The following is a 19,063-nucleotide window of genomic DNA, read 5'->3' on the forward strand; positions in this document are numbered from 1 at the left end:
CCATGGAGCCGTCCGCGCCGGTGCCATCGCTGCTGCCGGGCGGAAGGCGGTACGTGCCGGGCCAATTGTCCGCCCGGGCCTTGTTCTGCCTGGTGTTCCTGCCGTTCGCGCTGGGGCATTACCTGTCGTGCCTGCTGCGCACGGTGAACGCGGTGCTGGCGCCGCAACTGGTGGCAGCGGCGGCGCTGACACCGGGCGACCTGGGGGTGCTGACCAGCGCCTACTTCCTGGCCTTCGCGGTGGCCCAGCTGCCGGTCGGCATCGCGCTGGACCGTTTCGGCCCGCGCCTGGTGCAGTTCCCGATGCTGCTGCTGGCGGCCATGGGCACGGCGGCCTTCGCGTTCAGCGGCGACTTCGCGCAGATGCTGGCCGCGCGCACCGCGATGGGGCTGGGCCTGGCCGGTTGCTTCATGGCGGCCGTGAAGGCGCTTGCCACCTGGGTGCCGGCCGCCAGGCTGCCGTCGGTGCAGGGTTACCTGATCGCCGCCGGCGGGCTGGGCGCCGCGTCGTCCACGCTGCCGGTGCGCGCGTTCCTGGAGCATGCGCAGTGGCGCTGGCTGTTCGTCGCGCTGGCGCTGGCCTGCGTGGCCGCGGCGCTGCTGGTGCTGCTGCTGGCGCCCACGCCCGCGATGCCAGGCAAGCCAGAAGCACCGCGCGAGCCGATCCGCCTGGCGATCTTCGCCGAGGTGTTCCGCCACCCGGCCTTCCGCGAGACGGCCGCGGTGGTGCTGGTGCCGCACACGGTCTTCTTCGGCCTGCAAGGCCTGTGGATCGGGCGCTGGCTGACGGACGCCGGCCGCTTTTCCGAGCACGACGTGGCATGGCTGCTGGCCATCGGCACGGCGGCCGTGATCGCCGGTGCCATCGGCGTTGGCAAGGTGACCGAATGGGCGGCAAGGCGCGGCGTCGACGCGATCGCCGTGGCCGCCGCGGGCGTGTCGCTGTTCGTTCTCGTGCAGTGCGGTTTTGCGCTGGGCTGGCAGCCCGGCTTTCCGATGCTGGCGGTGCTGTTCACGCTGGTGGGCACGATCACCGGCATCGAATACACGATCGTGGCGCAGGCGATGCCGCCCGCACTGACGGGAAGGGCTTCGACGTGCCTGAACCTGCTGATCTTCACCGGCGCGTTCATCGTGCAGGCGGGCTTCGGCCTCGTCATCGGCCTGTGGCAGCCGGACGCCGCGCAGCGCTATCCGGCCACCGCCTACCAGGCCGCATTCTTCATGCTCGTGCTGCTGCAGGTGCCCGGCATCGCGTGGTTCGCATGGCGCCGCCGCAGGCCACTCGTCGCGAACCCTGTAGAATCCGTTCTTTGACCGGAAGCTCCGGCTTCCGCCGCATTATCAGCAGGAGAGAAAATGAAACTGGTTCGTTACGGCCGCATCGGTAAAGAGAAGCCGGGCCTGATCGATGAAGAGGGCAGGCTGCGCGACCTGTCCGGCGTGATCGGCGACCTCGCCGGCGCCAACCTGTCGGACAAGGTATTGAAGAAGGTCGCGAAGATCCCGTACGACACGCTGCCGCTGGTACGCGGCAATCCGCGCTTCGGCGTGCCGGTGGGGAAGGTGGGCAAGTTCATCGGCATCGGCCTCAATTACGCGGACCATGCGGCCGAATCGAACCTGCCAGTGCCCACCGAACCGATCGTGTTCATGAAGGCCGTCACGAGCCTGTCGGGCGCGGACGATCCGGTGATGCTGCCGAAAGGCTCGAAGAAGACGGACTGGGAAGTGGAACTCGGTGTCGTCATCGGCACCCGCGCCCGTTATGTCAGCGAAGCCGATGCCGAGAAATACGTGGCCGGCTACTGCGTGGTGAACGACGTTTCCGAACGCGAGTACCAGCTCGAGCGGGGCGGCCAGTGGGACAAGGGCAAGGGTTGCGATACCTTCGGCCCCGTCGGCCCGTGGCTCGTGACGCGCGACGAAGTATGGAACGTGGATGACCTCGACCTGTACCTGGAGCTGAACGGCAAGCGCATGCAGACCGGGAACACGGCGACGATGATCTTCAAGGTGCCGCAGATCGTTTCCTACCTGTCGCAGTTCATGACGCTGGAACCGGGCGATATCATCGCCACCGGCACGCCGCCCGGCGTGGGCATGGCGCGCAAGCGCTTCCTGAAGAAGGGCGACTTCCTGCGCCTCGGCATCGCCGGGCTGGGCGAGCAGCAGCAGGATGTGATCGGGTTCCAGGAGTTCTGATTCGGCGGTTGGTCACGGCAAATCGATGGCCTTGACCGATAGCTGTTGGCCGGCGAACACCGGTGGCTTGGCAGGGAGTGACGCAGGGGTTTCACGGAGCATGCTCCGCGCCTGCGGAACGGCACAGCCATGCAGGGCTGTGCCTTCGCGGAGCATGCTCCGCGCCTGCCAAGCGGTGATGGCATGCATGCCATCACTCCTTACACCGCCATTCTTTTACGAAAACGACCTAACTCAACCCGGCCGGATCGCCGTCAACGCCCGCCCCACGGCATCCGACAACCGCGTCACGATCTGCGCGAGATCGGCCTCGGTGGCGATGAACGGCGGCGCGAGCAGGATATGGTCGCCGCGCTTGCCGTCGGCGGTGCCGCCCATCGGGTACACCATCAGGCCGCAGCCCATCGCCTTTTCCCGCACTGCCGCGAACAGCTTCAGGTCCGGATCGAACGGGCGCTTGCTCTCGCGGTCCTGCACCAGTTCCAGCCCCACCATCAGGCCACGGCCGCGGATGTCGCCCACATGCGGATGGGCGCCGAACGCATCGCGCAGCATGCGGCGCAGCGTGGTGCCGCGCACCGTTGCCGCGCCCAGCAGGCAGTCGCGCTTGATCACCTTCTGCACCGCCAGCGCGGCGGCGGCCGCTACCGGATGCGCGTTGTACGTGTGCCCGTGCTGGAAGGTGCCGCTGCCGTTGCGCAGGCGTTCCACCACGTGGTCGCGCGCCAGCACGGCGCCGATCGGCTGGTAGCCGGCCGCCAGGCCCTTGCCCAGTGCCACCAGGTCCGGCACCACGCCGTCCTGCTCGATCGCATACAGCGTGCCGGTGCGGCCCATGCCGCACATGACTTCGTCGGCGATGAACAGGATGCCGTACTTGTCGCACAGTGCGCGCACGCCCTTGAAGTAACCGGGTGTGGGCGGCACGGCGCCCAGCGTGGCGCCCACGACGGGCTCGGCGCAAAAGCCGATGATGTTCTTCGCGCCCACTTCCAGGATCTTCTGTTCCAGCTCGGCGATCAGGCCGGCCGTATAGTCGTTCAAGTCCTGGCCGGCCGGGCGATGCCGGTATTCGTAGCATGGCGACACGCGCGCCACGTCCATCAGCAGCGGCTCGAACTGCTTGCGGCGCGCCTCGTTGCCGCCCAGGGCCAGTGCGCCCAGCGTATTGCCGTGGTAGCTTTGCTGGCGCGCGATGAACACACGGCGCTCGGATTCGCCGTTTTCCACGAAGTACTGGCGCGCCATCTTCAGCGCCGATTCCACCGCCTCGGAGCCGCCGGACACCAGGTACACGTTGTTCAGGTCGCCCGGCGCATCCGTCGCCAGCCGCTGGGCCAGTTCCTCGGCCACGTCGGTGGTGAAGAAGCCCGAATGGGCATAGGCCGTCGTCTTCATTTGCGCTCCCATCGCGGACAGCACGTCCGGATGGCTGTGGCCCAGCGACGACACCGCCGCGCCGCCGCTTGCGTCCAGGTAGGTATTGCCATTGCTGTCGCGCAGGTACATGCCGAATGCGCACACGGCGGTCGGGGGCGTCTGGCGCAGGTTCCGGTGGATCAGTTGGGTCATGGTGTCCTCGCTGTGGTTGTCTGTCGGATTGACACTAGCCCGCAGGAAACACGAAGACGTTGATTTTTATCTTGCCGCAGGTGAGTTTTTCTCAAATGCCAGAGCGCATGCCGACGGATATGACGCCAGAACAACATACCCCTAACTCACTGACAACAGGGATCAAAAAACAGGGGACGTACCGGGGTGCCGGACCGCCCTGTTTAGCGGAAATTATTCAAATGGGAAAAATAGTGGACGTAGCCCTGTTGGCAGGACTTTGCACATGGCGTGGTCCGGACAGCGGATTGTCCGAACGTTGCCTGGAAACAGGGGTACGTCCCCAGTTTTGCTTTACTTCAGCACCTTGTGCAGCCAGCCGGAGATGTCGTTGACTTCTTCCGGGCAGACGGAGTGCTGCATGTAGTAGTCGTGCCACTCGACCTGGTAGCCCAGGTTCTGCAGCAGGTCGCGCGAGGCGGTGGCGCGGGCGATGGGGATCACCTGGTCGAGCCGGCCGTGGACGAGGAAGATCGGCGTGTCCTGGTTGGCGGGGTTGCGCTCGGTGGCCACCTTGTCGGCCAGCGGCACGTAGCCGGACAGGCACAGCAGCCCGCCCAGCTTTTCCTTGTAGCGCAGGCCCGTCTGCAGCGTCATCGCGCAGCCCTGCGAGAAGCCGCCCAGGATGATCCGGCTGGCCGGGATGCCGCGCGACTTTTCGCGCTCGATCAGCGCTTCCACCTGCAATTGCGAGGCGCGCAAGCCATTCTCGTCTTCCTGCCGGCCCAGGTCGGTGTGGACGATGTCGTACCACGCGCGCATCGTGTAGCCGCCGTTGATCGTCACCGGCATCGTGTTCGCGTGCGGGAAGATGAAGCGGATGCCCGGCAGGCCGGACAGGTTCAGCTCGTTCACGAACGGCACGAAATCGTTGCCGTCCGCGCCCAGGCCGTGCATCCAGATGATCGCGACCTGCGGGTTGTCGTTGGTGGAGACTTCGATGTTCGGTAAGACGTCGATCATGGTTTCCTCGTCATTGCAGCGGGGTTGCCGCCGCCTTGTTGTCGGGTGAACTGCGCAGCGCCGATTTCGGCCGGAACGCCTTGCACACGGCGCCGTCGGTTTCGATGTACGGGCCGCCGATCAGGTCGATGCAGTAGGGCACGGCGGCAAAGATGCCGGCGGCGACCACGTTGCCCGCGTCGTCCTTCAGGCCTTCCAGCGTTTCCTTGATGGATTTGGGCTGGCCAGGCAGGTTCATCACCAGCGCCGCATGGGGTGGGGAAACGTCCGGCGTCTCGCGGATCACGGCCACCTGCCGCGACAGGATCGCGGTGGGCACGAAGTGCAGGCTGATCTGCCGCATCTGCTCGCCGAAGCCCGGCATTTCCTTCGTGCCGATGGCCAGCGTGGCTTCGGGCGTCACGTCGCGGCGCGCCGGGCCGGTGCCGCCGGTGGTCAGCACCAGGTGGCATTTCACGGTGTCCACCAGCTCGGCCAGCGTTGCCTCGATCGTCGCCCGGTCGTCCGGGATCAGGCGCGTCTCCACGCGAAATGGCGTGGTGATCGCACTCTTCAGCCAGTCTTGCAGCGCGGGAATGCCCTGGTCCTGGTAGACGCCGCCGCTGGCGCGGTCCGATACGGAGACCAGGCCAATCACCAGCATGTTCGGCTCCCCGACGGGATCAGTCGTCGCGGTCGTCATCGTCTTCGTCACCTTCCTCGGCATCGGCATCCGCGGACGCCTTGGCCGCGGCGCGCGCCTTCGCATCCAGGTCCTTCAGGATCTGGAAGATTTCGCGGTAAGCCTTCGGCGGCTTGCTCTCGGCCTGTTCCTTGCGAGCATTGCGGATCAGCGTGCGCAGGTGCTGGCCGTCCAGTTCCTGGTGCTCGGCCAACAGCACGGTCAGCGCCTGGTCGTCGGCCAGCAGCTTGTCGCGGCGGCGCTCCAGTGCGTGCAGCGCGGCCGTATCGGCCTTCGACGCGCCTTTCCAGCCTTCGATCGTGCGCTGGATGATGGTCACTTCCTCTTCCGACAGCGTGCGCATCTTCTTGCCCACGAACTGCAGCTGGCGGCGGCGGCCTTCGTGGTTCTTGATATTCTGGCATTCCAGGATGGCATCCCGCACATCCTCCGGCATCGGTACGCGCTTTACGCGGTCGCGCGGCTGGTCGATCAGTTCCTGCCCCAGCGCCTGCAGCGCGTCGGCCTGGCGCTTCATTTCGGTCTTGGAAGGCCGCTCGTATTTTTCCTGGAATTCGGAGGAATCGAAGCCGACGGCCCCGCGGTTTGCATTTGGCATGATGAAGAACGCGCCACTTCAGGCGCGCCTGTAAAAACGGTAAACGGCTGCTATGATAACTGTTTTAAAGTCCAGCCGACCAAAACACCCTATGAGCGAATCGCATTTCACCCACAGCCAGGACCAGTTGAAACAGATCGCGCGGGATGTATTGGGCTTTGCGCGCGAGACCGGCGGCACCGATGCCGCTGTCGAGATCAGCGAAGGCAGCGGGCTGTCGGTATCGGTTCGCAAGGGCAAGATCGAAACGATCGAACAGAACAAGGACAAGGGCCTCGGCGTCACGGTCTTCGTCGGCAAGAAGCGCGGCAATGCGTCCACGTCCGACTTTTCCACCGAATCGCTGCGTGCCACGGTGGAGGCGGCCTTCAACATCGCCCGCTTCACGGCAGACGACGAAGCGGCCGGCCTGGCCGAGGAACACCTGCTCGAGCGCGAACCCCGCGACCTGCAGCTGTTCTATCCGTGGCCGATCAGCACCGAGGAAGCGGTGGCCCTGGCGCAGCGCGCCGAGGCGGCCGGGTTCCAGGTCGATCCCCGCGTGACCAATAGCGAAGGCGCCGGCGTGCACGTGCAGCAGTCGCACTTCGTGTCGGCGAACTCGCGCGGCTTCATCGGCGGCTATCCGTATTCGCGCCACACCATCTCGGCCACGCCGATCGCCGGCAAGGGCGCCCACATGCAGCGCGACGACTGGTACAGCTCGGTGCGCGACCCGAAGAAACTGGCCACGCCGGAGTCGATCGGCCGCTATGCCGCGGAGCGGGCGCTGGCACGCCTGCATGCGCGCCAGATCACCACGCGCACCTGCCCCGTGCTGTTCGAGGCGCCGCTGGCCGCCGGCCTGCTGGGCGCGTTCGTGCAGGCCACGTCCGGCGGCGCGCTGTACCGCAAGTCCACGTTCCTGCTCGATACGCTGGGCCAGCAGGTGTTCCCGGAACACGTGCAGGTCAGCGAAGACCCGCATGTGGTGGGCGGCATCGGTTCGGCGCCGTTCGACGAGGAAGGCGTGCGCACCCAGTACCGCGACGTGGTCAAGGACGGCATCCTGCAAGGCTATTTCCTGTCCACCTACACGGCCCGCAAGCTGGGCATGCAAACCACCGGCAATGCCGGCGGCTCGCACAACCTGTCGCTGACGTCCACGCTGACGCGGCCGGAAGACGACTTCGCCGGCATGCTCAGGAAGATGGGCACGGGCCTGCTGGTCACGGAACTGATGGGCCAGGGTACCAACTACGTGACGGGCGATTACTCGCGCGGCGCCTCCGGCTTCTGGGTCGAGAACGGCGTCATCCAGTACCCGGTCGAGGAGATCACGATCGCCGGCAACATGAAGGAAATGTTCCGCCAGATCGTCGGCATCGGCAACGACGTGCTGATCCGTGGTACGAAACAGACGGGTTCCATCCTGATCGAAAAGATGGTGGTTGCCGGTAACTGAACCGTTGCCACGCCATCGGCGTTTCCCTACACTGTCCTGAGCAGTAGCCGTTTTTCCTTACGCTATAAAAACCTCAGGAGACCGTATGGAACGTCGACGCTTCATTGCAAAGGCCGCGGCGGGCGCGGGTGCGGGCATCATTGCCGCGCCGGCCCTGGCGCAGTCCCAGCCCACCATCACCTGGCGCCTCGCCTCCAGTTTCCCCAAATCGCTGGACACCATCTTCGGTGCCTCCGATACCCTCACGCGGCGCGTTGCCCAGCTCACCAACAACAAGTTCACGATCCGCTCGTTCGCGGCCGGCGAGATCGTGCCGGGCCTGCAGGTGCTCGATGCCGTACAGGCCGGCACCGTCGAATGCGGCCACAGCGCCTCGTACTATTACTTCGGCAAGGATGCCACGTTCTCGTTCGACTGCGCCGTGCCGTTCGGCCTGACGTCGCGCCAGCACACGGCCTGGTATGACCAGGGCGGCGGCCGCGAACTGATGCGCGCATTCTTCAAGGACTACAACATCGTCAATTTCCTGGGCGGGAATTCCGGCACGCAGATGGGCGGCTGGTTCCGCAAGGAGATCAAGACACTGGCCGACCTGAAGGGCACCAAGATGCGCGTGGCCGGCTTCGCCGGCAAGGTGCTGGAGCGCCTGGGCGTGGTGCCGCAGCAGCTGGCCGGCGGCGACATTTATCCGGCGCTGGAAAAGGGCACGATCGACGCTGCCGAATGGGTAGGCCCATACGACGATGAAAAGCTCGGCTTCTTCAAGGTGGCGCCGTTCTACTATGCACCCGGCTGGTGGGAGCCTTCCGCCTCGTTCTCGTTCTATGTGAACGTCAAGGATTGGGAAAAGCTGCCCAAGGATTACCAGGCCGCGTTCGAGGTCGCCACCTACGAGGCGCACATCGCCATGCAGGCTGAGTACGACGTGAAGAACCCTACGGCGCTGGCCAGGCTGCTGAAGAATGGCGTGAAGCTGCGCACCTATCCGCGCGATGCGATGGACGCCTGCTACAAGACGGCCACCGCCGTGATGGAAGAAGAAGCTTCCAGGAACGCCAAGTTCCGCAAGGTGTACGACCCGTGGAAGCGGTTCCGGCAAGACCAGAACCAGTGGGCTTCGGTGGCCGAGGCCCCGATCCAGAATTACCTGATCAATGCGGGCCGGGGTAAATAAGCCGCTGGTGACAGGTAATTAAATTCAAATGCGCAAGCCGGCAAGATAAAACCTGCCGGCTTTTTTATCGCCGACGTATATCGGATCGATATAGCAAATATTCATTCTGGAATACCTCGCCTCGTAGAGCGAAATCATCAGCATGGATGGCTTTGGTTTAATACAACACTCGCCCTTCCTGGCCCTGCTGATTGATGTTGCACTGCAAAATATCTTCACTTCAATCACTTTCCTGAGCGATCTCTCGCATTAATGCGCATGCGCGCAGCGGATAACGATTCCACCTTGCTCGTTCATGCACCGAACCGGAAGCGGCTGCGGCTGCCGATGCTGCGCGTGCGACATATGCGATCCAATCAACTTGCTGAGTAAAGGCACATCGGGGAATGGATCTCCGCCGTATGCCGTTTAAATATACCAACGTATCCAAAGCAAGAATTCAATTAAAAAGTGGAGTAGAGAGAATGCACAGTTTCACAAAGCCGATCCGGCTCAGCACGCTGAGCGCCGCCGTGTCGCTGGCGCTGGCCTCGATGGCCGGCAGCACGACCGCCATGGCACAACAGGCCGCCGCCGAATCCGCCGAGCCGATCCAGAAGGTGCAAGTGATCGCCACGCGCGCATCGCAGCAATCCGGGATCGAGCGCAAGAAGAACGCCGCCACGGCGATCGACTCGATCGTCGCCGAGGACGTGGGCGCCTTCCCCGACCGTAATGTGGCCGAAGCAATCTCGCGCATCGCGGGTATCGCCGTGGACCGCGGCGATTTCGGCGAAGGCGTCAATGTCGCCCTGCGCGGCAACGGCCCCGACCTGACCCGCGTGGAAATCGACGGCCAGGGCGTGCAGTCCGGCGGTGGTACCGACCTGAATGGCGGCGGCAACGGCCGCGGCGTGGAACTGCGCGAGATTTCCGCCGACTTGATCAAGAGCGTGGACATCGTCAAGGGCGCCACGGCCGACGGTACCGAGGGTGGCTTGGGCGGCAGCATCATCATCAAGACCCGTACCGGTCTCGACTTCAAGAAGCCGTTCTATTCGCTGCGCCTGTCCGGTGCGCAGAACTCGCTGAACAAGGACTGGACGCCGGACGGCAACCTGGTGATCGCCCGGCAATTCATGGACGGCCGCCTCGGCGTGGTGCTGAACGGCTCCGCTTCGCAGGTGCGCAACGAAAGCCACTCGGCGCAGAACTGGGCCAACAGTTCCGGTTATGCCCGCGCGATCGATTTCGACGGTTCGCCGGAAAAAACGTTTGCGTACAACCCGTCCACCGTCTCCACCACGGACGCAACGGCCACGCAGCCAGCCCTGCGCAGCCCGCTGGCCGCCGGCGGTTTCTTCGATGCCTCCACCCCGCTGGACGTCGTCACCCGCTCGGCCGCCGCGCAAACCAAGGCCGACTGCTATGCGGCGTTTCCGAACCTGACGGAAGCACAGGTCAATTCCATCGCATCGGATAAACGCAGCGCTGCGATCAACCACCGGGGTAACGAACAGCTGTCGTGCCTGAACCAGTGGAACGATTACACGCCATCGCTGATCCGCTACGTGCAGAAGCGCCAGGTCGACAAGCGCCGCTCGCTCGACCTGCGCGTCGATTTCAAGGTGAACAACGAACTGACCGTGTACGGCAAGGGCAGCTACCAGCGCCGCCGCGTGGACGACAACTTCCTCACCTATAACCTGGGCGGCGTGGCCATCAATCCCGCATCGACCGCCAACCCGAACTACGCCGGCGCCGCCTTCACCGAAGACGTTGCCAACAACCGCCTCGTGCCGGTGCCCGGTTCCGGCTACTTCAGCTATGCCACGCCTTCGTTCCGCTCGGCTAACTACCCATGGGCGAACTCGGTGGTCAACATCGATCCCGCCTCGCTCACTTACGACGACGCCCACCATGTGACCAAGTTCACGATCGCCGATGGCAACGTGGGCACGGACCAGATCCACAACATCATGGAAACCTCGGCCCGCTACCTGCAGCTGGGCGGCAGCTACCGCAAGGGCGGGCTGTTCGCCGAGTTCCTGGTGGGCGACGCGAAGTCCGATTTCACGCGCGGCGACAAGCGTACCAGCTGGAGCTACAACTACGGCCCGGCCACCCTGTCCGTGCTGCCGAACGGCTTGTGGACATATGAATTCCCGCAGGGCGGCGGCCCATCGGCCGTCACGGCGGCGCAGTACGCGACGTTGCGCCCGGCATCGGTGGCCCAGAAGGTCGTGGACCCGAGTCCCACGATCATCAACGGCTCACCCGCGTATTCGATCGACCAGCAGCCGCTGCAGACGCAGGCACCGCAGATCACCTGGACGCCGAAGATCAGCGAAACCGGCGAACGCACCGCCAAGCTGGACCTCACGTATGCGCTGCCCGAGGGCATTCCGTTCCTGACCCGCCTGAAGTCCGGTTTCAACTTCCGCGACACCAAAGGCAGCGCCTGGGGCGGCGGCGGTGTCGAGGCCCAGTCGGCCGTGGGCAGCTTCGGGCAGCCGGGCTTCCAGCGCGCCGTGATGGTGCCATCGGCCAACGTGCGCAGCTCGTTCGTCGGCTGCCAGGATACCCCCGGCTCGCTGGGCGCGGGCGGCAAGCCCTGCCAGTACGGCTATGTACCGAGCAATACCCATGGTACCGCCACGAACCAGTCCGGCCAGATGGTACTGACACCGGCCCAGTTCCAGGACATCATCGCCCAGTCGATGCACACGGCTACCACCAACTTCTTCAATGGCGCCAAGGACCGTCCGTCGCAGCTGATCAACGGCTGGACCGAGATCGACGTCGAGAAAGTGTTCGCCATGGCGAACCTGCCGAATGTGAACTTCAACTGCGTCAAGGAGTGCACCGGCAGCGATGGCCAGGTGTATGCGCAGCCGGTGAACACGTTCCGCGAACGCACCAGGTCGGGCTACCTGATGACCGACTTTGCGCTCGACCACATTCCGTTCTCGGACCGTCCGCTGCCGTTCGGCATGGAGCTGGAAGGCAATGCGGGTGTTCGCGTCGTCAATACCCGGGTCGAGGCGACGGGGCGCATGCAGTTCACGTCGATCGTACCGAACGCAAACTTCGATCCGGCGAATCCCTCCGCCCCGGCAGGCAGGACGACAGCCACCGTGTCGAAGCTGACCACGCTGGAATCGAGCGAAACCGACTACCTGCCGATCTGGAACCTGGCACTGTGGATGGTGCCGAACGAGTGGGTGGTGCGCTACAACCAGGGCAAGGCCGTGGCCCGGCCGGCCGTCGGCCAGCTGATCCCGGCCGGCAACTGCACGTTCGATGCGACGCAGCTGTCTTCGAACAGCGACGACGCGGACATGCGCTGCTCCGGCACCGTGGGCAACCCCGCCCTGCGGCCGCAGACGAACATCAACCAGAACCTGACGCTGGAATGGTATCCGAACGTCGACACGCAGTTCTCACTGGCCGCGTTCCGCCAGCGCGGCAAGATCGGCCCGTCGCGTACCACCGGCGTTTCCGGCGTGAAGGTGTTCCAGGGCTCCAACCTGGTCGACCCGCAAACCGGCCGGCCGCTCGACGACGTGGACTTCAGCTACAACACGTGGGAAAACGGCGCCGCCACGGTGCGCAAGGGCTTTGAATTCTCGTCGAAAACCGCGTTCACCTTCCTGCCATGGTACCTGCGCTACACGGGCCTGGACATCAACTACACCCGCGTGCGTTCGGCCACCTCGGCGGTCAACGTGGTGGACCTGATCACCGGCACGCCGCTGCCGCCGGTGCGCGAATCGAAGTACTCGTACAACTGGTCGCTGTGGTATGACGACGGCAAGCTGTCGGCCCGCGTGGCCGTGCAGGCCGATACCGGCTTCTTCTACTGCATCGCGGCGTGCGGCAACACCGGCGTCAACAACTACCCGAACGCCGGCGGTGGCCGCACCGCGTTCCTGCCGTACAACCCGGGCTCGCCGAACTTCAAGGATGCTTCGAAGTTCATCGACGCCAAGGTTGCCTATCGCATCAACGACAACATCGAAGTGTTCGCCGAAGCCCGCAACCTGGGCAAGGAAACCACGTCGAACAGCCAGGGCAGCTACAACGCCTTTGCCAACGGCACACCAATGCTGGCCGACTATGCGTATGCGGGCCGCAAGCTGATGTTCGGCATTAACCTGCGCAATTGATCGGAAGCGCCGGCATACCGCCGGCCACCTTCAAAACCGGTGACAGACACCATTTCCAGGGAAATATTCCCAAAGAATTGGTGCCTGTCCCCGGTTTTTTGCATCACTTGCACAGGGTGCTCCGGGGCTGCCCGCAGGCCACCAGGCTGCCCACGTCCGGGTTCGACAGGTAACCCTCGTGCGCCCGCACGGGGTCCTGCAGCAGTCCGAAATACGTCGGGGCGTTCGACACCAGCACGTTGAACACGCCGGCACCTTCATCGCGGTAGCGGTCCGGCGGCAGTGTGTAGGTCAGCACGTCGCCCGGGTCGCTGAAGGCCACCAGCATCAGCGGTGGCGTGCCGCGCCGGTCGGTCGCCGGGGCGCGGCGTTTCTGCAGGAGCCGCTGCAGGCTGTCCGGCGGCGTGGACTGCATGCCCGCCCGCGCACCGGCCGCATCGGCCAGCGGCTGTTCGGCCATCTGCAGCAGGGGGATCTGGTTGGCGGCCATGACCAGCCACGCCATCCGCTGCACTTCGCGCGCGGCCACCTGCGCCGCGCGGCTGGTGGCCGGTTCGTCCATCATCCGCAGCAGCGTGTCGAACAGGATCTTGCTGCCCAGGCTTTCCGAGATCACGACGAGGGGCGCATCGGGATCGGCGCCATCCGTGGCCGCCAGGATCGCATCGCGCATGCGCAACTGGATCTGCTCGCGTGCCGCGCCTTGATAGATCAGCGCATCGGGCAGGCAGTCGTCGAGCAGCCGGTCCTTGACCTTCCCGTTGAGTTTCGCGCGCACCGGCGTGAATGGCGGCGCGCCCGCGCAGATCGGCGATTTGTCCGTCTGGTCATAGCACAGCTGCTGCTTGATGGGTGTCGTCAGCGGCGACCAGATCAGCGCCTTGAAGCGGATCGTGCCGTGCGGCGTGCCGACATCGATCGGCACGATTCCGATGGCCGGGGCAAGCGGGGAGGCCGCGCGCTCGACGGGGCCCGGCGTCACGTTCGCCGCCAGCTGGGCGGCCAGCTTGCCCACCGTCTCCGTGGCCCACGTGGCATCGTGCGTGCACATGCCGTGCACGAGCAGCACGTCCGTCTGTTTCGTGGCGGCACGGGCGGTGAAGTCGATCAGGCCGGGAAATGCCGCATCCGCTTCCATGATCCGGGGCGGGCGGTAGGGCAGGGTGCAGCCGGCAAGCAAGGCGGCCGCAGCCAGCAGGGAAAGCAAGCGCATGGTTGTCTCCGACTGGATGGGTTCGAATGCCCATCTTTGCGCTGCCGGGGGCGCTGCACTTGCGGCAGGTCAAACCATGTGCACCTGCCCTTCAATCGACGATGAACACTTTCGAGGCGCCATCCGTCGCCCGCACGAAGCGAACGATCGCCTCGGTGGTGATGGTGTCGATCTGGCCGAGCATGCGCCGGTCGAACGGGTGGTCGTCGAACGCCACGTTGGCGCGGAACATGCGCCCGCCCAGCCGCTTCACGCTGGGCACGTACACGGTGATCGGCGCGAAGCCCGTCTGCTTCAGCCAGGCCTGCGCTTCCTCGCGCGTTTCCACCTGGCTGGCCGGCGCGCTGGCCGCCGCGTAGGTTTCAAGCACCCACTGGTTCGAATTCTGGTAGCGCGTCGAAAAGGCGTAGGACAGCATGTTGTAATCGGCATCGTGCAGGCGGCGCGCGGTGCGCGTCGTCACGAGCTGGGCCAGCCGCGCCTGCGCTTCGGGGCCGGGAATGACCACTTGCGCCTCGTAGCGGAACAGGCCGGAAAGGAAGAAGTTGCCCAGGCCCTCGTTGTACAGCGCCGACGAAGCCGTACCGCATTCGTTCAGCTCGTGCACGACGGTCCAGCGCCCGGACGGATGGTCGCGCACCACGATGCCCATGTGCGAGTAGCGCAGACCGTACTTGCTCAAATCCTGGCCGGCGCGCGAGATGAGCGCCACCTGGCTGCCGCTGGCATCGAGCGCCTCGAACGTGCGCTGCGCGAGGTCCAGCGATTTCACGGTATCGGCCACCGCCATCGGCGTTTCCTCGCACGAGCGGCCAGCCCACGCGGGGGCGGCCAGCACCAGGCAGGCGGCCAGCGCCACGCGCCGCATCGTCTTCGCTGTCATCACGTCACCTTCTCGTGATGCAGCAGCGCCTTGCCCAGTTCGTTCGGGATGAACGCCAGCACCTTGCCGGAGAAGACGAGCATGTGGCCCGTGGACGTGGCCACCACGTCGAGCGTCGTGCCGGCCGCCACCGACAGCTGCTGCGCGGCCTTGCCGGACAGTCGCACCGTGGCCTTGCTCGCGTTGGACGTGTTCGTCAGCACCAGCTCCACGCCATCGCCCACCTTCTGCACGCTCTCGACGATGGCGGCGCCGGAGGCCCCGGCCACGAAGACGGAGCCCAGCACGACGTAGCCGGACAGCAGGGCGCTGCCGTACGAGGCTTCGGAAGGTGCGGCGTGAATGACGGGCGTCGTGCCCAGCAGCGACGCGACCAGTGCAAGGGACAACAGTTTCATCGTAACGACTCCATGGTGGTGGCCGGGCGGCCATGATGGCCTGCCCGGGTACTGCATGCAAACGTTGGAATGACTACAGAGTGGCAAGTCAGGATGCCTTGGTACTGCGCAGCAGCGCCTTGCCCGCCTCGTTCGGGATGAAGGCGATGACCTTGCCGGAGGCGACCAGCACGTGGCCGGTGGCCGTTGCCGATACGTTCACGACGGTGCCGGCGGCCACCGACAAGCCCTCGGCCGCCTTGCCCGACAGGCGCACGGTGGCGCGGCTGGCATCCTTCGCGCTTTCCAGCAGCAGATCGATGCCGTCGCCAACCTTGTCCACCGCCACCACGAGAATGCTGCCGCCGATAACGACAGGCGCCAGCGACCCGGCCACCACGATGGCAGAAGCATCGCCGATGGACTCGGACGGGCTGGATGCATCTGCGGCCTGGCCGGTGGCGCAGGCAAACGAGAGCAGGGTGGCAAGCAGCAGGCTTTTCATGATTCGTTCCCTATAAGTGAAGGTGCACGCATCATCGGCTGCGGTGAAAAACGGGGCAAGCGTTATGTCCACGGTGGCGGGCCACTACTGGTAAAGTATCGGAATACGATACTTTCAAAAGGTTTTATATGTCGAGCAGCGTGATGCTGGTGGACGGCCTGAAACGCGAACTGAAGGCGCGCGGCGTGACCTATGCGGAGCTGGCGCGGCGCATCGGCATGTCCGAGGCCAGCGTGAAGCGCATGTTCGCGCAGCGCAGCCTGACCTTGCAGCGACTCGACGAAATCCTGGCCGCAGCCGGCATCGACCTGCTCGACCTCACGCGCACGGCGCTGGACGCACCGAAGCTGGTGGCGCAACTGACCCATGCGCAGGAAGAGGAGCTGATCGGCGACCCGAAGCTGCTGCTCGTCGCGGTGGCCGCGCTGAACGGCTTGCCGGTCGAGGAGATCGTGGCCACGTTCACGCTGACCGAGGCGGAAACGGTGAAGTACCTGCTGCGGCTCGACAGGATCGGCTTCCTCGTGCTCAAGCCGAACAACCGGGTCAAACTGCTGGTGGCGCGCACGTTCGACTGGATCCCGAACGGCCCGATCCAGACATGGTTCCGGCGCGAGGCCGCCGGCGATTACCTCGACGCGCGCTTCGATGGCGAGGGCGAGGCGTTGCGGCTGGTGAGCGTGATGCTGTCGCCGGCGTCCACCGGCGCGCTGCTGGCGCGGCTGCGCCAGGTGGCGGACGACTTTTCGCAGCAGCACCAGGCCGATGCCCGGCTGCCGTACGCGGAGCGGCAGTCGGTCACGTTCCTGCTGGCCGCGCGGCCATGGATGCCGGAGGCCTTCGCGGCGCTCCGGCGCGGCAGCGCCGTTGCCAGCGCCGTTGCTGGCGACCCTGCCGGCGAATTTTCCAGCGCTATTACCGGCGCAGCGCCTGCAGCACCGGCTGCAGCACCGCGGCGCCGAGCTTCATCGAACGGGCGCCGTTCCAGCCGTTGACCGGGTCCGGGTCGTTGGCGTTGTCCTTGAACGGCAGTTCCAGCGTCAGCGACAGGCAGCCGAACAGGTGGGTGATGTGCGGCGAACCCATCGTCAGCACTTCCGGCGTGAACGGCGCGTCCGGGTAGCCGAACTCGCTCTGGAAGTCGGGGCTGGCGACCTTGAAGTCGGCGATGAACGCATCCTGCGCGGCCTTCTGTTCGGGCGTGAAGTTTTCCAGCGAATCGCTGCCGGCCACGAACACGTAGGGGAGGCCTTCGTCGCCATGCACGTCCAGGCACAGGTCGCAGCCCGTTTCCTGCATGGCTTGCTTCACGAGGTACACCTCGGGGCTGCGCTCCATCGTCGGCGTGTTCCACTCGCGGTTCAGGTTCGCGCCGGCCGCGTTCGTGCGCAGGTTGCCGCGCACCGAGCCGTCCGGGTTCATGTTCGGCACCACATAGAACACGGCTTCCTTCAGGCACTGGCTGGCGAACGGATCGGCCGGATCGAGCAGCGCCTCGACCATGCCTTCGACGAACCATTCGGCCATCGTTTCGCCGGGGTGCTGGCGCGCGATGACCCACACCTTCTTCGGTGCGTCCGGATCGCCGATCACCAGCATGTTCAGGTCGCGGCCATCCACCGTGGAACCCAGGTCGACCAGCTCGGCCAGCGGCGACAGCTGGGCATTGTCCAGCAGCGACAGGTGGCGTTCCCACGAATACGGCTCGAAGTAGGCGTAATACACGCTGTCGTATTCGGGCGCGTGCTCGATCGTCATCACTTCGCCATCGAAGCTGGTGGGCACACGGAACCACGTATCGCGATCGTAGCTGGCCACGGCCTGGTAATCCTTCCAGCCATCCGGGTAGGCGGCCTTGCCGGCATTCAGGAAGCGGATCGTGAGCGGCATGCCGCCCGCGCCCTGCACGCGGAAATAAAACCACTGCGTGATGTCGGCATGGGAATCCTTGCGGATGTTCAGGTCGATATCGCCAACGCTGGTGGCGCTGACGAATTCGATGGCGCCAGCGTCGAACTGGCTGCTGATCTTGATAGACATTGTGTGTCCCTGTGGTGGATTGGAGCGCCGCGGCGCGAGGCCGCCATGATAACGGCTTTTGCCCGCGCTTCCCAAGCGGCTACAATGCCTCATCCATTCTGAGGAGACCGACGATGCAGCGCCGTTCCTTCCTGACCCAGTCCGCCGCCGTGGCGGGCACCGCCACAGTGGCCTCGACCATCTCCGCGCCGGCCTTCGCGCAGGCGCAGCCAGCCGTCAGCTGGCGGCTGGCCTCGAGCTTTCCCAAGACGCTCGACACGATCTACGGCTCGGCCGAAGGCTTCGTGAAACGGGTGGCCCAGCTCACCAACAACAAGTTCCAGATCCGCCAGTTCGCCGCCGGCGAAATCGTGCCCGGCCTGCAGGTGATGGACGCCGTGCAGGCCGGCACCGTGGAGATCGGCCACACGCCGGCCTACTACTATTTCGGCAAGGACCCCACGTTCGCATTCGACTGCGCGGTGCCGTTCGGCCTCACGTCCCGCCAGCAGACGGCATGGTTCGACCAGGGCGGCGGCCGTGAACTGCTGCGCGAGTTCTACCGCGGCTACGGCATCGTCAACTTCATGGGCGGGAACACCGGCGTGCAGATGGGCGGCTGGTACCGCAAGGAGATCCGCTCCGTGGCCGATTTGAAGGGCCTGAAGATGCGCGTGGCCGGCTTCGCGGGGCGCGTGATGGAGCGCATGGGCGTGGTGCCGCAGCAGATCCCCGCCGGCGACGTGTATGCCGCGCTGGAGAAGGGCACGATCGACGCGGCCGAATGGGTCGGCCCGTACGACGATGAAAAGCTGGGCCTCGTGCGCGTGGCGCCCCACTACTACTCGCCGGGCTGGTGGGAAACGGGCCCGCAGCTGTCGTTCTACGTGAACAGCAAGCACTGGGACAAGCTGCCGAAGCAGTACCAGGCCGCGCTCGAGGCGGCAACGTATGAATGCCACGTGCGCATGCAGGCCGACTACGATGCGAAAAACCCCGGCGCACTGGCCCGCCTGCTGAAGAACGGCGCGAAGCTGCACAACTTCAGCAAGGACGTGATGGATGCCGCTTATAAGCAATCCACAGCCGTGATGGAAGAGGAAGCGGCGAAGAACGCGAAGTTCAGGAAGATCTACGAGCCCTGGAAGCGGTTCCGGCACGACCAGAACCAGTGGGCGTCGGTGGCCGAGGCGGCCATGCAGAATTACCTGATCGCGGCGGGGCGGCGCTGAGCGGTGCTTC

Annotated in this window: 17 protein-coding genes; 7 read left to right on the plus strand and 10 right to left on the minus strand. The window is 65.2% G+C overall.

Annotation, left to right across the window (positions count from 1 at the left end; all coding sequences use genetic code 11):
* Positions 1-2: 2 nt before the first annotated feature.
* Positions 3-1,316, plus strand: a complete 1,314-nt coding sequence (locus tag ACY65G_RS14665; protein ID WP_464998061.1) for an MFS transporter — start codon at positions 3-5, stop codon at positions 1,314-1,316.
* A gap of 42 nt (positions 1,317-1,358) precedes the next feature.
* The gene (locus tag ACY65G_RS14670) at positions 1,359-2,204 is read left to right on the plus strand and encodes a fumarylacetoacetate hydrolase family protein (RefSeq protein ID WP_464998062.1); all 846 of its coding nucleotides are present in this window, start codon (positions 1,359-1,361) and stop codon (positions 2,202-2,204) included.
* Positions 2,205-2,216: 12 nt separating this feature from the next.
* Here ACY65G_RS14670 and ACY65G_RS14675 read toward each other — a convergent pair whose 3' ends face one another.
* The 5 genes from ACY65G_RS14675 to yjgA all read right to left on the minus strand — a co-directional run bounded on the left by ACY65G_RS14675 (position 2,217) and on the right by yjgA (position 6,058).
* Entirely contained in the window at positions 2,217-2,393 is a 177-nt protein-coding gene (locus tag ACY65G_RS14675; protein ID WP_464998063.1) for a hypothetical protein, read from the minus strand.
* Positions 2,394-2,438: 45 nt separating this feature from the next.
* A complete protein-coding gene (locus ACY65G_RS14680; protein ID WP_464998064.1) occupies positions 2,439-3,776 on the minus strand; it encodes an aspartate aminotransferase family protein in 1,338 nt (445 codons plus the stop codon).
* 333 nt (positions 3,777-4,109) lie between these two features.
* Positions 4,110-4,778 (minus strand): alpha/beta hydrolase, encoded by a 669-nt coding sequence (locus ACY65G_RS14685; RefSeq protein WP_464998065.1) that lies wholly within the window; start codon positions 4,776-4,778, stop codon positions 4,110-4,112.
* Between the two features lie 10 nt (positions 4,779-4,788).
* A complete protein-coding gene (mog, locus tag ACY65G_RS14690; RefSeq protein ID WP_464998066.1) occupies positions 4,789-5,421 on the minus strand; it encodes a molybdopterin adenylyltransferase in 633 nt (210 codons plus the stop codon).
* A 19-nt stretch (positions 5,422-5,440) separates the two neighbouring features.
* The gene (gene yjgA, locus ACY65G_RS14695) at positions 5,441-6,058 is read right to left on the minus strand and encodes a ribosome biogenesis factor YjgA (RefSeq protein ID WP_464998067.1); all 618 of its coding nucleotides are present in this window, start codon (positions 6,056-6,058) and stop codon (positions 5,441-5,443) included.
* 91 nt (positions 6,059-6,149) lie between these two features.
* Between yjgA and pmbA the strand changes: the two genes are divergently transcribed.
* The 3 genes from pmbA to ACY65G_RS14710 all read left to right on the plus strand — a co-directional run bounded on the left by pmbA (position 6,150) and on the right by ACY65G_RS14710 (position 12,824).
* Positions 6,150-7,502 carry a metalloprotease PmbA gene (gene pmbA / locus ACY65G_RS14700; protein ID WP_464998068.1) on the plus strand — a complete coding sequence of 451 codons (1,353 nt, stop codon included), beginning with the start codon at positions 6,150-6,152 and terminating at the stop codon, positions 7,500-7,502.
* Between the two features lie 85 nt (positions 7,503-7,587).
* Complete coding sequence (locus tag ACY65G_RS14705) at positions 7,588-8,676, plus strand: TRAP transporter substrate-binding protein (RefSeq protein WP_464998069.1); 1,089 nt, start codon at positions 7,588-7,590, stop codon at positions 8,674-8,676.
* 464 nt (positions 8,677-9,140) lie between these two features.
* Positions 9,141-12,824: a TonB-dependent receptor gene (locus tag ACY65G_RS14710; RefSeq protein WP_464998070.1), complete on the plus strand. Its 3,684-nt coding sequence runs from the start codon at positions 9,141-9,143 to the stop codon at positions 12,822-12,824.
* A 103-nt stretch (positions 12,825-12,927) separates the two neighbouring features.
* Here ACY65G_RS14710 and ACY65G_RS14715 read toward each other — a convergent pair whose 3' ends face one another.
* The 4 genes from ACY65G_RS14715 to ACY65G_RS14730 form a co-directional block, all read right to left on the minus strand.
* Positions 12,928-14,037, minus strand: coding sequence for a hypothetical protein (locus tag ACY65G_RS14715; protein ID WP_464998071.1), 1,110 nt, complete (start codon positions 14,035-14,037; stop codon positions 12,928-12,930).
* A gap of 91 nt (positions 14,038-14,128) precedes the next feature.
* Positions 14,129-14,920, minus strand: coding sequence for a DUF2145 domain-containing protein (locus tag ACY65G_RS14720; RefSeq protein ID WP_464998072.1), 792 nt, complete (start codon positions 14,918-14,920; stop codon positions 14,129-14,131).
* Positions 14,920-15,318 (minus strand): hypothetical protein, encoded by a 399-nt coding sequence (locus ACY65G_RS14725; protein ID WP_464998073.1) that lies wholly within the window; start codon positions 15,316-15,318, stop codon positions 14,920-14,922. Before ACY65G_RS14725 ends, ACY65G_RS14720 begins: the two co-directional genes overlap by 1 nt.
* 88 nt (positions 15,319-15,406) lie before the next feature.
* Positions 15,407-15,802: a hypothetical protein gene (locus tag ACY65G_RS14730; RefSeq protein WP_464998074.1), complete on the minus strand. Its 396-nt coding sequence runs from the start codon at positions 15,800-15,802 to the stop codon at positions 15,407-15,409.
* Positions 15,803-15,930: 128 nt separating this feature from the next.
* Between ACY65G_RS14730 and ACY65G_RS14735 the strand changes: the two genes are divergently transcribed.
* Complete coding sequence (locus tag ACY65G_RS14735; RefSeq protein WP_464998075.1) at positions 15,931-16,797, plus strand: helix-turn-helix domain-containing protein; 867 nt, start codon at positions 15,931-15,933, stop codon at positions 16,795-16,797.
* Here ACY65G_RS14735 and ACY65G_RS14740 read toward each other — a convergent pair.
* Positions 16,718-17,842 (minus strand): M14 family metallopeptidase, encoded by a 1,125-nt coding sequence (locus ACY65G_RS14740; RefSeq protein WP_464998076.1) that lies wholly within the window; start codon positions 17,840-17,842, stop codon positions 16,718-16,720. The two genes, ACY65G_RS14735 and ACY65G_RS14740, sit on opposite strands and share 80 nt — an antisense overlap.
* A gap of 113 nt (positions 17,843-17,955) precedes the next feature.
* Here ACY65G_RS14740 and ACY65G_RS14745 point away from each other — a divergent pair, with 113 nt between their 5' ends.
* Positions 17,956-19,053, plus strand: a complete 1,098-nt coding sequence (locus tag ACY65G_RS14745; protein ID WP_464998077.1) for a TRAP transporter substrate-binding protein — start codon at positions 17,956-17,958, stop codon at positions 19,051-19,053.
* Positions 19,054-19,063 lie beyond the last annotated feature (10 nt).

Source organism: Pseudoduganella sp. jia 12, from assembly GCF_055502675.1.